This window comes from Synechocystis sp. LEGE 06083 (assembly GCF_015207725.1).
Taxonomy (GTDB): Bacteria; Cyanobacteriota; Cyanobacteriia; order Cyanobacteriales; family Microcystaceae; genus Synechocystis; species Synechocystis salina.
In genome coordinates, this window is sequence record NZ_JADEWJ010000058.1 from 1 (window position 1) to 16,570 (window position 16,570).

Consider the following 16,570-nt stretch of genomic DNA (forward strand, 5'->3'; position numbering starts at 1 on the left):
CGTCTTCAGCTTCTTTCTTCCATTTTTCACTACCCGTTCACTTTCACAATAGATACAGTTCATTTTTTTCAACCTTATACTGCGTAACAATTCTAGCTCTCACTCCCTAAGCAGACAATGCCCATTATTTGGAATAGCCCATCAGGGTTGGCGTAATAGCAATGAAGGTTGGCTAGTCAAAGGTGGAGTTCTGGACGGAACTTTTACATTGCCTAGTTGGCAGGGCTGGAAACCAATAACCACAGGGGATTTTAACCGTGACGGTCAGTTAGACATTGTCGTCACCCAACCTAGCACGGGCTACAACGCCCTTTGGGTAATGAACCAAGGACAGGTTTCCTGGGTGGCCGGTTTACCGTCTTGGGGCACAGACTGGGTTATTCAAGATACCGGGGACTTTAACGGTAATGGCAATACCGACATTTTAGTCAGCAATCCTTCTAATGGTTGGAATGCCATTTGGGATATGTATGGCATCACCTATGGAGGTTATACATCAGCTTCTTTCTGGCCCCGCTGGGAAGCAATGGCTGCTGGCGACATGAACGGTGATGGGAACGTCGATGTCCTGGTCAGGAATATAGACTTTGGTTGGAATGCAGTGCACCTCATGGGGGGCAACGGACAATTGCTGTCCACGGAAATTTTGCCGAGCTGGGGGCCAGATTGGCGCATTACCGGCACCGCCGACGTCAATGGGGACGGCAAGACAGATATTTTAGCTACCTATCCTAGCCAAAATTGGAATGTCGCCTGGATCATGAACGGTACTCAATACGGTTTCCACCAAAATATGCCCAGTGCGGCAGGGACTGAGTTAGTTATCTAACAAACAATCCTCTCAACGTTTAGCTCTCTAGTTGTTTCAGAATAAAGATTAGAGGGCTTAATTGTGAAGCAAACTTGTTGAGAAAATAAAGTTTGGCAAAAATCTCCCCCATCAGTTATGATGTTTGAAGCGACGCGGGATAGAGCAGTCTGGTAGCTCGTCGGGCTCAAGTCGCAAGATGTAAACCATGAGCACTAAGCTTAAGGGTGACATTGCAGAGCAGGCCACCATTCTTCATGCTTTGAAGCTTGGTTGGGGGGTTCTGAAGCCATTGGGAGACCGTCTTTCTTACGATTTGGTCTTTGATGTCGAAGGAGTCCTTCTGAAGGTGCAGGTTAAAAGCTCCTGGTTCGGCGAAAAGACTGGCAATTATGTTGTTGACAATCGCAGGACAAGGACAAATAGACGGAATATCGTTAGATCTCCTTATAGTGAGAATGACTTTGATTTCGCTGTTGCCTACATTGAAGAGCTTGACCTGTTCTATGTCTTTCCGGTTGATGTCTTTATTAGTTACGGTAGTGAGATTCACTTAGTCGAAACTGATAAACGTCAGAGAAAACCAAGGTCGTCCGATTACCGAGAGGCTTGGCATCTCATCTTGCAAAAAGGGGCTGCGCAAAAGGAAACTTCTGCGTGATTATCTCTCAAATTCGGGGAAGCCTTTCAAATGGTAATCCCGAGCCAAACCTGGAAACACTCGATGTTTCTGGGAAGGTGTAGAGACTTGATGGGAGACACCCTAACAGAAAAGCTGAGGGTGAAGGGAAAGTCCAGACCACAAACTGACATAGTCAGGCAGTGAAAACTGTAGTTGGTAAGCATAACCCGAAGGTCGGTGGTTCAAATCCGCCTCCCGCCATTAAAAAAAAAGAAAAAAACTCCCCCCGCTAGATGATGGTTGGGGGGTTTGTTTTATTCAGTTTGAAGTTTATGGCTACTGGTTCCACTGCCTACACTTGGCTAGATGATGCTCTAGAAACTATTCAGCGGGCCCATTGGCATCGCCATCCTCAAATAATTACCCAGGGGCCAGGGCCAGAAATTGAGTTGGAGGGGCAACGGCTAATTAACTTTGCTAGTAATGATTATCTTGGCTTGGCTGGTCATCCCCACCTAAAAACATCGGCCACTAAGGCGATCGCCGAGTGGGGGACGGGGAGTACGGGATCGAGGTTGTTGAGTGGCCATCGTCAGCTCCATGAACAATTGGAACAGGCCATCGCCCAGTGGAAGGGGACGGAAGCCGCTTTGGTTTTTAGTTCTGGCTATTTGGCTAATCTAGGTACCATCACGGCGTTGGTGGGTAAGCGGGACTTGATTTTAGCAGATGAGTACAATCATTCCAGCTTGAAGCGGGGAGCACAGTTGAGTGGGGCCAAGGTAATTAACTATGACCATGGGTGCCCAGAAGTTTTGACCGATCTGTTGGTGCAACATCGAGACCATCACCGCCGTTGTTTGATCCTCAGTGATGGGGTGTTCAGTATGGATGGCGATCTATGTCCCCTACCCCAATTAGTGCCGATCGCCGAGCGGTTTGAAAGCATGTTGCTAGTGGATGATGCCCATGGCACTGGCACTATGGGAAAAACCGGAACGGGCTGCCGGGAGCATTTTCAGTTACCGGTGGGAGATTGGATTCAGGTGGGAACCCTCAGCAAGGCCCTGGGGAGTTTGGGGGGGTACGTTGCTGGCAGTGCTGCTCTAATTGATTTTCTGCGGAATCGAGCTGCTACCTGGATTTACACCACCGGCCTTTCCCCCGCCGACACCGCCGCCGCCCTGGCCGCCATCGAACTCATCCAACGGGAACCGGAACGGGTTGCCCAACTTCAGCACAACGTTGATTACCTAGCCAAGGGATTAGAACTTTTAGTCAAATCAAACTTTCGGCGATCGCCAAGCAATGCCCCCATCCTCTGGGTAGGAGCCGCCAACCCAGCCAACGCTCTGGAAATGGCCAAGTATTTGCGAGACCAAGGAATTTTTGCTCCGGCCATTCGTCCCCCCACCGTTCCCCACAGCCGACTGCGTTTTTCAGTCATGGCCACCCATTCCCCAGGGCACATTGACCAACTATTGGAAGCACTGAACCGCTATTACCTCCATCAGAGTCCTTCTTGATGATCAACCTTTGTAAGTCTGCCTTTCCACTTAGCCCTTGAACATCACGTCCCTGCCATGGGAGAGTGAACTCAGTCGAAGTTTTGGTTAAACTTAAAGTACAACCAGCAATATCTTTTGATTTTTTACAGTAAGAGTAAGCATTATCAATGGGCGACACTATTACCCTCCTTTCCCGCCGAGAAATAGAAAAAATGCGGCAGGCGGGCCAACTAGCGGCGGCCCTACTCGATCACCTAGCACCAATGGTGCAACCGGGCATAACCACCCTAGATCTCAACGACGAAGCGGAAAAATGGACAAAAGCCCACGGAGCCATCAGCGCCCCCCTTGGTTATAACGGTTTCCCAAAATCCATTTGCACCAGCATCAACGAAGTTATCTGCCATGGCATCCCCCACCGCAAACGGGTGTTGCAGGAAGGAGACATCATCAACGTTGACGTTACCCCTATCCTGGACGGCTACCATGGCGACTGTTCCCGCACCTTTTTTGTCGGCACCCCCAGCCCAGTGGCAGAAAAATTGGTCAAAGTCACCGAAGAATGTTTACAACTAGGCATTGAAGCAGTTAAACCAGGCGGCAAAATTGGTGATATTGGAGCGGCGATCCAAAAGCATGCCGAAGCCCAGGGATTTTCCGTGGTTCGGGATTTTGTCGGCCACGGCATTAGCAAAATTTTCCACACCGCCCCCCAAATTCCCCATTACGGCAAAGCAGGTAAGGGCAAAAGACTACGTCCAGGGATGGTATTTACCATTGAGCCCATGATCAATGAAGGCACCTGGGAAGCGGTGCTACTAGATGACGGTTGGACTGCTATCACTAAGGATGGCAAGCTCTCCGCCCAGTTTGAGCACACCATTGCCGTCACTGAAGATGGGGTGGAAATTTTGACCCTAGGGGAGTAAATTCAGTGAAAAATTGGCAAATTGAACTTTTATACGACGGTGAATGCCCCCTTTGCCTGAGGGAAGTGAATTTTCTCCGTAGCAAAGACCGAGGCCGGGGCTTGGTTAATTTTGTGGACATTGCCCAGCCGGATTACAATCCCCAAGACCATGGCGATGTTAGTTTTGAGGATGCCATGGCCCGCATCCATGCTGTGAAGGCCGACGGGACGGTGATCAAAAACGTGGCCGTTTTTCGGGAAGTGTACGAAGTGCTGGGTATTGGTTGGCTGTACGCTCCCACCCGTTGGCCTATCATTGGCCCCTTGGTGGACAAAATTTACGACTTTTGGGCCGATCGCCGTTTGAGCTGGACAGGACGGCCGAGCTTGGCGGAAATTTTAGCCCAGAGGGAAAAGGGAATGTGTGCCAATGGTGACTGTGCATTGCCCGTTGCCAGTGGTTCCGAAGCCAACAACTAGACGCATCCTTAATTGGGATGAATGACGGAAGGAGAAAAAACAAACCCTTCCCCTTCCAATTGTTCTTTTTTCCCTTGTCTTCTTTCTTCTGCCGAGTCTGGAGATGGTGACTGGAATACATCGGGTAATTCGCTCGGTGGTATTGGCCTTGAATAAAAATAGCCCTGGGCTATATCACAACCCTCTGCTCTTAAAAATTCTGCATGGGCTTTGGTTTCTACCCCCTCCGCTACGATCAACAATCCCATACTTTTGCCGAGGGTCAAAATCGCTCTGCTGATCGCCACATCATCAGCATCATGGGGGATGCCATCCACAAAAGCGCGGTCAATTTTTAGGGTATTAATGGGTAAACGCTTCAGATAACTCAGGGAGGAATAACCCGTACCAAAATCATCAATGGCGATCGAAATCCCCATATCCTGAAGCTGTTGCAACTGTTTAATTTGGCTACTCGGGTGTTGCATAATGAATCCCTCTGTCACTTCTAGTTCTAGATGTTTAGGGTCAAACCCGACGGATTGCAAGACTGTTTTCACCACATTAATAAAATCAGGTTGGAGTAATTGAAGCCCCGCCACATTGACCGCAATCTTATCAAAGTCAACGCCCTGGTCCAACCAAATTTTGCTCTGCCGACACGCTTCATTTAATACCCAACCACCAATATGAAGGATGAGGTCGCTTTGCTCTGCAACGGGAATAAATTGGGCTGGTGGTACATTTCCCAGTGTAGGGTGTTGCCAACGAATCAGGGCCTCTGTCCCCCGCCATCGCCGTTGTTGGAGATCATATTTTGGCTGATAAACCACCCGAAATGCTGGCTGTTTGACAGCTTCTCTCAGGGCATTTTCAATCTTCAAGGCATTGGAGGCTTGACTAGCCATGGCACTGTCGTAAAAGCAATGACGATTACGTCCCTTTTGTTTAGCCTGATACATCGCAATATCAGCATTGCGGATCAAGATATCTGCGGTGATTCCATCTGGGGGGAATAAGGATATACCAATGCTACCGGTAATATAAATTGTCTGGGACTCTAAAATAAAAGATGGAGAAAAAATCCGTTGGGAAATTTGATTGGCTACATCATCAATTTGGTCTAAGGAGTCTATTCGATCAAGTACCAGGACAAACTCATCACCACTAATCCGAGCGGTAAAATCACTCCCCCGAACCACCTGTTGTAAGCGTTTAGCCACCTCTTGAAGCAATCTATCGCCCATAACATGACCAAAGGTATCATTGATCTGTTTAAATCGATCCAGGTCGATAAACAGAACGGCAAGTTTCCCATCCGCAGCCTGGGCCTTTAGCACTGCATTTTCAAGATGCTGTTGAAGACTAAAGCGATTGGCTAACCCTGTCAGAGAATCATTGTGGGCTAAAAATGTTAATTGTTGCTCGGTTTTCTTTTGGCCACTGATATCAGAAAAGATCCCAACATAACCAATGGGTTGGTTCTGGGAATCGTAGAGGGTATCAATGGTAAGTTTTTCGTTATATAAACTGCCGTCCTTGCGCTGATTGAGCAATTCTCCCCGCCAGCTTCCTTTTTCCTTTACCGTTTGCCAAAGAGCCTTGTAAAAAGCACTATCTTGCTGGCCTGACTGTAGTATTTTCGGATTAACGCCAATCACTTCAATGGCAGAGTAGCCAGTGATCTCAGTGAATGCTTGATTAACATCCAAAATGACTGGGACGAGATTGGTGACTATGATTCCCTCTGATGTATTCCGAAAAACGGCGGCTGACTCTTTGAGTTTTTCCACAGTTAGGGTGTGTTCTGTAATGTCTTGGATAACACAGACTGAGCTAATCCCATTACCCTTATTATCGTAGTTTATTTCACAATATTCTCGAACGTGTTTAACCTTACCGCCAACAGTTACAATGCGGTGAACAGAGTTAAAATCAATTTGTTTTTTGAGCAAATCGTCATACCTTTGAGCCACTTCCTTTTGGTCATCAGGATGAACAATAGCAATATAATCGTCCAGACTGCCATGGAAATCGGCGGGATTGGTCTCTAGTATTTCAAAGACTTCTGGAGACCAGTAAATATTATTACTCTTCAGGTCTAGCTCCCAATGAGCCATGTTAGAAATGGATTGGGCTTGACGATAGCGGCGCTCACTTATCTTTAGTTGCTCGTAAAGGCGATGGGATTGGGTAATGCGCCAAATTTCGTTGGAGATTAATTGCACCGTTTCCACATCTTGATCGGTGTAGGGGGTAACTTTATTCCCCACTCCAGTCAGCATGACGACTTTGCCGTTATCTATAACTGATACACTGATCAGTCGTTCCAGGTGGGCATGGCCTTCCGGTAATCCTTTTTTACCCTGATGGGCTGCATAGTCATTAATCACCACCGGCTGGCGTTGACGTAGGGCGTCGGCCCAAATTCCGGCCCGTTCCACTGGGTAATGGCTGTCAACTACGGCATGGCAATAATGTTGAAGGGTGGCCCGGGACCATGCCACTAGCTCAATGGTTTGCTCATCGTCGTTGACGAAATGAATGAAGGCAATTTTGCTGCCGGTTAATTCTTCGGCAAATTCTTGCCCTCGTTGTAAAAAGGCAACTTCACTCAACTGGTCTGCGTGTTTGGGTAACTCCAGCAAGGCTTCCGATCGCCGAGATTGAAAAGCTAATCGGTTTTGGGAAAAGCGGCGTTGTTTAATTAGGTGGGTGAGCCAGAGAGTCCATACCACACTCAAACTGACAGTAGATACAAGTAGGATAACCGAGACAATAAGAAGCTGAATATAGGTGTGGTGGGCTTGGTTATGGGAAATCTGCGCCTGATTCTGGGCAACTTCCTCTACGGAATCCATTTGTTTTACCAATCTGTCAACGTAATTAGCTCCCTGACCTTTAGTAATTGCTGCGGCTTCCCGTGTCCTACCTGCTCGTTGCAACGCAATGACTTGATCCCGGATGGGCTTCCAGTTAATGAAAGTTTGCTCAGTCTGGTCGATTATTTGGCGATCGCCGTGGAGACCATTCCGGACTATATCAAACCGGTCTAGGGCGTTTGCTTCTAGAGTATCCACCTGTTGAACAGCCTGATTAAGTTCTGCGGAGGAATCAGCCAAGACCACATCCTTCATGGAACGGTGCATGGCAAAAATATCCGCCTTGATCCCTTCAACGGTGACATTGACAGCGAAGGGGTGATGGTAAAGCTGATGGGTCAAGTTGAGCAAGCGGCCCATGCTGTAAATAACATAGATTCCTGTACCACCAAGTAAGCCAGTTATAACCACGATACTTAGTCGAGATTGAAGCCCAGACAATACTTTGGTAAACAGAGGTTTCATTACAAGCTAGGGCATATTATTGATTGGGCTAAATTACCAAGGTCTAAATGAAAATAAACTAAATTCCGAATCCACTTGACGCACACACAACAGCCGCAACGCTCATTTTATAGGGGGTTTATCCTGGCAAGTGTCTTTCTCACAGCAAGGCTTTAAGTCATTTTGTTTGTAGATAAAAGACTGATCATCTAAAGCCATGTCAGATAGACACGATTTATTTGTACAGGATCGCACACCACTATCCTACCACTCTAACGGGTATATCTTTGTCTTCTTTAAGAATCTAAACTTGCCGATAAGCCAGCTCAGGATATGGCTGGAAAAATTACCGTTTCATCGGCTTTTTAATAGATCGTTTTGATGATTTTTGAGGCGATCGCCGTTTAGCCTGGACAGGGCAAACCAGTTTAGTGGAAATTACTGGCCAACGGGAATAGAGAATGTGCAAACAATGGCCATGACTTCGCTGTTAACAGTGGTATTAAAGCCAAGAACTAGAGCATTTTCGAGGGCTTATCCATCTAAATTTCTTCGATAGAGCACCAAATATTCATATTTTTTTGCAGTCAAATAGTTATTGATTATAGGGCTATTTTATGGGAAAGTTTGGTATCAAATTGTAAAGATTCCATGTCTTTATATTCCAAGTCGAACGATTACTGTAGATTTCTTTGGCTCATGAAAGTAATGATTTTTTGAATGGAATGATCAACTGATTGATTTTTTTCAGGTGTAAGAAGAATAGTCTCAGTCCAGATGTGCAAATCAATTTCCATAAGTTCTTTGTTTTGCTGCTTTAACTTTTTCCACTTGGAGTCGATTATACTAACTAGACTTTCTTTAATTTCTTCCGGAGATAAAATCACAAATACCATACCCTCGTAACGGAAGATTTGTGATTGAGGATCTAAGCAATAACGGAGATCATCAAGTAAACTTTTCAGTAAATTGTTGCCAGTATCGTAGCCAAGTAGCTGATTAACTTGCTTGAATTTCTCAATGCCTAAAATAGTGAGGAACGGTGGCAGTGAAGCAGCAGTAGAATTATGTTGTTTGATTTTTTCCTGTGCTAAGATTTGTAAAAGAGCCTTACGATTCTGATAACCTGTCACTGAATCATGGATGAGATTGTCTTTTGCCAATTGCCGAAATCTCAAATTTGATAGGGACAATGCTAATAGTTCTCCGAGAAAATCCAATTCCCATGATTGTTCTGAAAGGTCTGTAACAATCGTCTCCGTTGCAAGCAGAGAAACACCCAATATTCCCAGTAAGATATTATTGTTTATTAGTGGTTCACAATAGTAGGGAATACTTATTTTTTCTGCCTGAAAATGGTGACAGCAAATGCCCTGGCTTGGATCCGACATAAAATGGCGTTTACCCCGCCGGACTCCCCAACAGGATTGGGGACTAAAATTGTCTTTAACGTTTAAGCCATCACCCCAGCGAATTAGGGTTGTAAGTTTCTCTCCTTCGACATCGGCGATCGCCAAAAAACCTTGACGACTTTCCAATAGTTCTCCGCCAACGGCTTCAATGGTTAATAAGGATTCAGACAGGGATTGGCAGGTTTGTAACTGTAAATTGAGATGATTAAGTAAGTTAGCTTGATGCTTATTTTTTTCTAGTAAGGCGACGGAATGGGATAATTTTTGGTTGGCTAGCTTAATTTTAAACTCAGCGGATATCTGTTCGGTCATGTCCACCGCAGTGGAAAGCACCACATTATCCTGATTAAAAATGCGACCTAGGTTAGTTGAAGTAAAATCCCATATGCGAATAATACCGGCTTTTGTTCTCACCCGAATTTGTTTTTTCTTTGTTTGCTTCTTCGTTTCAAAAACATCTTTAATTAGAAGCCTAACTTTTTCCGAATCCTTTATTTTGGATATCCAGGCATCAATGGTGGGAATATCGCTGTGCTGGTAACCCGTGACGGTAGTCCATGTTTGGTTAATAAATAAGACTTCCCCCTCCGCATTATAGATAATCACAGGATAGGGTAATTGATTCAGAACTTGATAAAAACTTATGCCCTTTTCCCTTAGACCAGTTTCTATCTGTTTCCGGTAACTGATATCTTGGATAGCTGAAATGAAATACTCGGGGGTTTCGTTGGCATCCCGGATTAGGGTCACATCTAAACTTATCCATACTAGGGATTTATCTGAACGGATGTAGCGTTTTTCCATGGAATACCGTTCAATTTTTCCCGTTAATAATTGTTGGAGATAGTGCAAATCATCGCCGAGATCATCGGGGTAGGTAATCTCTTGAAAGCTGAGGGCCATTAGCTCTTTCTCTGGGTAGCCAACGATTTGACACAACTTATTGTTGACATGTTGAAAGCGACCATCTAAGCCCACCCTTGCTAGGCCAATTTCGGCCTGAGAAAAAACGGTGTGATGAAATAGTTGACACTGCTGACAATGGAGCTCGATGTCTTCCCGGTTTTGATATTTTTTTTCCAGGGCAATGCTATTGGCCGTTAACTCGATCAATTGTTGGGCAACCTCCGGCAACAGCGTATTTCTTGCTTTAAGTTCAAGGGCTAAATATCCCCACAGGCGATCGTCGATCAATAAAGGATAAGTTGCACAGGCTTTACCCTTGGCTGAGATGCCCAACGCTGTTAGTTGATTCTGGGCATAAAATAGGCAATGGCCCTGACTAATACGGTGAAAATCATCCCCTAGGCAATCCTCAATGCTCTCAGTACGACTCAGCTTGAGGGGTGCCCCAGGTAAAACTTTTGAGGGTGACCACTCTTCAATCAGCTTGGTAAAATGACCCTCGTTTGTTTCAGGAGCAATCAACTGCACTACAAACACCCGATCCGCTGCCAATGTTTTCCCTAGGCATTCTAAAACTTGACGAATTTTTTCAGGTTGGCCAATCGTTGCTAACAATGGCTTTTGCATCGTCAAAATAGCACTTAAATAATTATTTATTTCATCCATTTTCACTAACACCTATCACTAATTTTTATAAAAATTGACATAAATTAGACTTTAACTATCCGATCTCGTCCCTCATGTTTAGCCTGATATAGTGCCGCATCTGCCCGAGCTAGCAACTCACATTTAGCTTCTGCACTCGTGCAACAAGTGACACCAAAGGATGCCGTTATTGATGACAAAGCTTTACCCTGAGAATGCAAACAAACTTCTGAAATTTTGACTCGGATTCTTTCGGCAATTTCCGTCGCCATTTGCAAAGATGTATCGGGCAAAATAATTAAAAATTCTTCCCCTCCGTAACGACAAGCAATATCGGTCTTGCGGATAGTATCCTGGAATAATCTAGCCACTTCAATCAATAATTCATCTCCAGCCCCATGGCCATTGTTGTCATTAAATTGCTTAAAATAATCCAGGTCTAGCATGATTATCCCCAATGGTCGTTGAGAACGTTGGACGTAATCAATTTCTCTGTTTAAAAACTCTTCCCAATAATGACGGTTATAAAGACCCGTTAAGGAATCGCGAATACTTTGAAACTCTAAAATCTCCCTAAGTTCAAGATTGCTTAGAGCCAAAGATATATTCTCTGCTAAAGCAATGGCAATCTGTTTCTTATTTTCAGTGAAATTTGTATCTTTGGCACTAGTAATTACCAGTAAGCCTCGACCTTTTTCCATGGAAACTAAAGGAATACACAGGGAAGCCATAACGTTACTGTCAAGATGGGAGCAGTGAGGACGATGGGTAGTATTTGGATAGCTAGTAACCTGATTTTGACGTAAACTCCAGCAGTCAGTGACGGAAAATAACTCTTCACTTAATGTTTCTCCCCATCCCAAAATACTGGTAACCAATTGATTTTTTTGATCAATCTTAAAAATGGCGCCGTTGCAGTCAGGGAAAAGCATCTTCAGAAAATGTGGCACTACTTCATAGATTTCTTGGGTTCGATGACAGGTTTGCAAATATTCATTAAGTTCATTGATTTTTAAAATATCCTGATTATAATCTGCCAATTTATTTAGAGATAGTATGAGCTCTGCATTAGTTTTACGCAAGGATTCTTCAGCTTCTTTTCGCACGGTAATATCTGCTAATATTCCTTCAATTTTCAACAAAGTATTGTCTTGATCAAAAATGGTCACCCCTCGGTCCAGCACCCAGATGAACTGACCAGATTTAGCAAGCAACCGATATTCTTTTTCAAAAAAATTAGTATGATTGTCTTTGATTAGATTAAGTTCATTTTCAATGGAAGCTCGATCCTCCGAATGAATCAATGTTAGCCATTGCTCTGTTGAAGTTCCCATTTCCCCAGGAGTATAACCAAGGATACTTTCTACTCCGCCTTGCCATTCGATAACATCTTCAACAATATTGTAGGAATAGACGATTTCCCCCAGGGCTTTAACGAGATTTTTATTTTTTTCTGCAAGCTTTATTTTTTCTCTCTCAGCATTACGCTGACTACTAATATCCTGAATCATGACAATGGCATAGTCAAACTGATTATTATTATCAAAAATGCCAGAGAAAATAGATTGTCCCCAAAAGCTTAATTTATTTTGACTAATATACTGAATGTCCATTTGATAGTAGTTACGACTATTCGTTACTAATTCTCCAAAGAAATGCAACTCCTTATCTAGATCCATCGGACTTACATACTCGTCTAAGAAATGCCCCACCATTTCATCTCTGGGGTGATGGAAAAGGGTTTCTGCCGTCCTATTAGCCTTGATTATTTGACGATTTCCATCTATTTCTAAAATGGCGATCGCCGCTTTATCAAACATTGCTTTGAAGCGAGACTCCGAAGCATAAAGGGATTTTTCATAGATATATTTTTCAGTGATCTCAATGCCATTAAAAATATAGCAATTGATTTTGTTGTTGGAATTTATAAAGGGAATTTCTTGCCATTCAACAATATATTTTGTAGGTGATTTTAAATCGCTTTCATTTGTCAGATAAATTTGGGAAAAATCATGATAATCAGTGATCATACTAACGGAAAAATCAGCATTAAATTGGGGGATAAATACTTCTGCAAATGTTTTCCCTTGCACTGCTTCTAATGTAATTCCGAAAAGTTCTTGACAGGGCAAATTAATCGCAATTATACGACGCTCACTATCTACCACCACTGTTAATGTATTGGTATTATTAATTACCGCGGTTATAAAATCTTTATCTTGGTTCAGTTTTTCCTGGAGTTGCTTATATGAAGCAACCTCTTCCGATGTTAATAAATTTCGGGAAGTAAAGCGGAAAAATAGAAAGATGCCAACGCCATTGATTAAGAAACTACCGATGGCTACCATCCACCAACCCCTCAGAAAATGGGCTTGAATTTCGCTTAGATCGACTTTGTGGACCACTCCCCAACTGTAGGGGGCGACTGGGGAATAGGCCGCAATCACTTTTTTACCCCTATAGTCCTTGAGTATTTCGGAGCCCTTCTGACCTTCCAAGGCTAACTTCATTGGTTTTGCCCAATCTTGATTAGTTAGACTGTGCTCAAAAGTAAGATCGCAACTAGGATGGCCTTGACGACGGGAATATATGCAGTCTATTGTTTCCCCTGATTTTTTACCGATGATAATTTCTTCTGTCTGAAAACGGCTTGGGTTTTGATGGTAAGTATTGAGAATATCTAAGGTTTTTTTTTGATCAAAATTGTTTTTGAGAGTAGCAATTAGCGTTGAGCTATGGGAGTTTACCGATTCTAATATGCGCTTGGTCTCCTTAACTTGTTGACGGTAGCTTAGCCAAAACCCAACCGAAGCCACAGCAAAAGAAAGTGTGGCAAAATTAATTAAAACTAATCCGAATCGCCTACGATGATTAGAAATCATTGTCTTTGCCAGCAATTGTTTTTGTTTACCCCCTCCGCCGATTCAACGACCGTTTAACCAAATGCGTTCAGTCGTATCATCACAAATGGCCAAACCAGATATTTGTGATACTTTTTTTGTTGCAACCATTTATTTTATTTTTGGATACCCCCTCGAATAAAGTAAAGATAGGTATCTAAAGCTGGGGCGGTCGTAAGAGGCCTTATTTCTTCTCCTGAGAGAACTATAGTTCTGTTTTTACTGAGAATTGAATGACGAGGAAAACTCAGCTAATACCTAGATTATAGTTAAGTTTTAACCCTATTGAGTTAATTTCCATCCATTAGCAGGCATAATTGTGACTTTTCGTAACCCCGTTCCCACGGTGGATTTGATTATCGAAATGATTGATCAACCCCGGCGGCCTATTTTATTAATTGAACGGCAAAATCCGCCCCACGGCTGGGCCCTGCCCGGAGGCTTTGTGGACTATGGAGAAACCCTCGAAGCGGCAGCTCTGCGGGAAGCGAAGGAAGAAATTTCCCTGGATGTGCAGTTAATTGAAATGTTTTATGCCTACTCGGACCCCCGCAGAGATCTCCGGCAACATACCCTCAGCGTAGTATTCCTGGCGGCAGCCACCGGCAGACCCCAAGCTGCGGACGATGCCAAAACCGTCGGCTTTTTTGATCTGTGGGAATTTCCCGATCCGGTTTGTTTTGACCACGGGCAAATTTTGCGAGATTATCGCCGCTTCCGTTATTATCACCAACGGCCCGATCCCCACCGGCAGGCACTGTCCTTTTAAGGAGTGAATTGGCAGAAGCCTCTAGAATTAAGGATTTCTGCAATTTCGACAGGGCGGTCAATAAAGCCCATGGCCATAGCCGGAGTGGTATTTTTCTCCAGACTTCCATGAGGACGGAACCAGTTGTGTAGTAACCTCTGTACGTTAAGGGCTCTCTGTAATCCCTCTAGTTCCTTGGCATAGTGGTTTTGACCCTGGTGTTCTCAATCATGCCATGGGGGTTCCGCTACGCTCGTTGAATCGACGACCACATTCATTGCACAAATAACTTTGCACTATCTGTCCCGCCTTCAGCTTCTTTCTTCCATTTTTCACTACCCGTTCACTTTCACATTACACACAGTTCATTTTTTTTAACCTTATACTGCGTAACCATTCTAGCTCTCACTCCCTAAGCAGACAGTGCCAATATTTTGGAGCTTACGGCTAGCAAGGGCTAAAACCGTTTTTGAAATTCCACTATGCCCCGGCTGTCGTCTTGGAAATTGCTGGAACCCCGGATCACCGTGCTGTCGTTAACTCGGTATTCCAAGCCCCACTGGGGTAGGCGATCAGAGTTGATGATTTTTTGCACCGAAACTCCCAATTGGGGGGTGATGTCAATGCCAGCCTCCGCCGCTACTCCGATTTGATTGCCCTGGAGGCGATCACCTTCGTTCATTAAGGGGGTGGAAAAAATGCGAAATTCACTTAGCCCCAAGGCCTCACCAATGCGTCCCTGGACGGGCCCCAACACTGCCGATCCAGCCAAATTAGCTAGCCCCACCGTAGTTTGGGTACTATCCTGGCCCAGGGTACTGAGCACACCGCCCCCCAGCAGGGTAATGATTTCCTGGGGCGATCGCCGGGGCGTACTGGTTAACTGGATATTTTGGTTGATTTCACTGGCGTAGCCATTGATGTGGGCTTGGATGCGCACTGTTTGCAGGCTGTCCTGGGTGGCACTGAAGGGTTCTGGCACCTCCGAAGAAAGGGGACTGTGGTTGGTGATGTTGCGGCTTGTTTCACTGACGGAACTGAGCAAATATAAATCTAGATAGGGGTCTAGACCCCGCTGGGGCAGAAAATAAACGCTGTTATTTTGGTTATTATCCAACCTTAATTGGCTGGCAAACAGATTTACCTGGCCCCCTTTGAGTTTAATTTCCCCCTCAGGACGCAAATTTTGCGGTGTACCATTCAGCATCACTTGGCCACTGGCGGCAAAATCGAGAAAGGGTAAATTTTGCACCCGGACATTTTCCGCCAACACGAGGCTTAAATTGTTGAACCTCAAACCTTGATGGGAAGGAGCACCAGAACCCAGAGCAGGCAGAGTTTGTCCCACGGAAATATTGCCATTGCCCAGGGCTAACTGACCTCCCACCTGGGGGGCGATCGCCGTGCCGGTAATTTGCACCAATCCCCCCAGGGCTCCTTGGTACAGACTGGGCACATCCACCGCTAAATTATTCAGGCTCAGTTGTAAACCTTGGTCCAGATTGGGTAAGGGATTTTGTAGGGGTAGACTGCCCACCATGGCTAAACTGCCGCCACTGATTTGCCCGGTTAAATTGGTCACCTGGAGCGTATTCAAGTCCGCCACAATATTGGCATTGACCTGGGTTAGGGGCTTATCTGGTAACATCTGAGCGGCGATCGCCCCATTTTGGATGGTAATTTCCCCCAACCCTTGGAGTTGGTACAGGGCTTGGTTATAGGGATCAAGGCGGCCCAACAAAGCTAAATCCACTTCCCCCTGGCCGCCTAGCCAACTTAATTGCCCATGGCTGAATAGGTTAATCAACTTCAGACTGTCATTTTTTAACTTTAATGCCAGGGAAAAATGATTACTGTTGGGAGCTTGACTGGCAAAGGGAAAGACATAGGGAACACTGCCCTGTAGTTGCAGCGGTTCCGTGAGGGAATTAACCAGACTTTGTAATTGAAAATCTAAACGACCGGCTTGGTAACTAAAATCTCCCTCGGTTTTTTCCAGGGCCAAGGGGCCAAAACGATTATCTTTAATCTGCACTTTGCCCTGAAATTGGGGGTTCTGCCGGCTACCCTGGAGGCGAAAATCAGCAAATACATCCCCTGCCGGAGCGAGGTGGGCAGGGAGGTGCAAAATTTTGGCCAAGGGGCCAAGGGGTAGTTGATGGAGTTGAATTTGCCCCTGTTGCCCCTCCGGCCTCAGTGACCCAGTGACCCGCAAAAATCGATCGCCAGTGCGTAATTCCAGGGGAGCAAGGCTGAGGTTATCCCCCTGCCAGCGCCCTGCCAGTTGCAATTGCTCCAGGCCATGGTCGCCCCACTGCCAATGTTG

General features: G+C 45.1%; 10 protein-coding genes. 6 read left to right on the forward strand and 4 right to left on the reverse strand.

Features of this window, described 5'->3' with window-relative positions; all coding sequences use genetic code 11:
- Positions 1 to 208 precede the first annotated feature (208 nt).
- The 5 genes from IQ219_RS06545 to IQ219_RS06565 all read left to right on the forward strand — a co-directional run bounded on the left by IQ219_RS06545 (position 209) and on the right by IQ219_RS06565 (position 4,328).
- On the forward strand, positions 209 to 829 hold the full coding sequence (locus IQ219_RS06545) for a VCBS repeat-containing protein (protein WP_194072095.1): 621 nt from the start codon (positions 209 to 211) through the stop codon (positions 827 to 829).
- Between the two features lie 187 nt (positions 830 to 1,016).
- Positions 1,017 to 1,469, forward strand: a complete 453-nt coding sequence (locus IQ219_RS06550) for a group I intron-associated PD-(D/E)XK endonuclease (RefSeq protein ID WP_194072096.1) — start codon at positions 1,017 to 1,019, stop codon at positions 1,467 to 1,469.
- Positions 1,470 to 1,762: 293 nt separating this feature from the next.
- Positions 1,763 to 2,956, forward strand: coding sequence for an 8-amino-7-oxononanoate synthase (gene bioF / locus IQ219_RS06555; RefSeq protein WP_194072097.1), 1,194 nt, complete (start codon positions 1,763 to 1,765; stop codon positions 2,954 to 2,956).
- A 149-nt stretch (positions 2,957 to 3,105) separates the two neighbouring features.
- A complete protein-coding gene (gene map / locus IQ219_RS06560) occupies positions 3,106 to 3,867 on the forward strand; it encodes a type I methionyl aminopeptidase (protein ID WP_194072098.1) in 762 nt (253 codons plus the stop codon).
- A gap of 5 nt (positions 3,868 to 3,872) precedes the next feature.
- Positions 3,873 to 4,328 carry a thiol-disulfide oxidoreductase DCC family protein gene (locus IQ219_RS06565; protein WP_194072099.1) on the forward strand — a complete coding sequence of 152 codons (456 nt, stop codon included), beginning with the start codon at positions 3,873 to 3,875 and terminating at the stop codon, positions 4,326 to 4,328.
- An 8-nt stretch (positions 4,329 to 4,336) separates the two neighbouring features.
- On the opposite strand, the gene IQ219_RS06570 is transcribed toward IQ219_RS06565, so the two are convergent.
- From IQ219_RS06570 to IQ219_RS06580, 3 genes are all read right to left on the reverse strand, one after another.
- Positions 4,337 to 7,600 (reverse strand): EAL domain-containing protein, encoded by a 3,264-nt coding sequence (locus tag IQ219_RS06570; RefSeq protein ID WP_194072100.1) that lies wholly within the window; start codon positions 7,598 to 7,600, stop codon positions 4,337 to 4,339.
- Positions 7,601 to 8,310: 710 nt separating this feature from the next.
- Positions 8,311 to 10,578 (reverse strand): PAS domain S-box protein, encoded by a 2,268-nt coding sequence (locus tag IQ219_RS06575; RefSeq protein ID WP_194072101.1) that lies wholly within the window; start codon positions 10,576 to 10,578, stop codon positions 8,311 to 8,313.
- Positions 10,579 to 10,661: 83 nt separating this feature from the next.
- A complete protein-coding gene (locus IQ219_RS06580) occupies positions 10,662 to 13,478 on the reverse strand; it encodes a diguanylate cyclase (RefSeq protein ID WP_194072102.1) in 2,817 nt (938 codons plus the stop codon).
- A 337-nt stretch (positions 13,479 to 13,815) separates the two neighbouring features.
- On the opposite strand from IQ219_RS06580, the gene IQ219_RS06585 reads away from it, so the two are divergent.
- Entirely contained in the window at positions 13,816 to 14,265 is a 450-nt protein-coding gene (locus IQ219_RS06585) for an NUDIX hydrolase (protein WP_194072103.1), read from the forward strand.
- A 436-nt stretch (positions 14,266 to 14,701) separates the two neighbouring features.
- Here IQ219_RS06585 and IQ219_RS06590 read toward each other — a convergent pair.
- The coding region (locus IQ219_RS06590; protein ID WP_194072104.1) for a translocation/assembly module TamB domain-containing protein at positions 14,702 to 16,570 on the reverse strand (1,869 nt) is incomplete at its 5' end.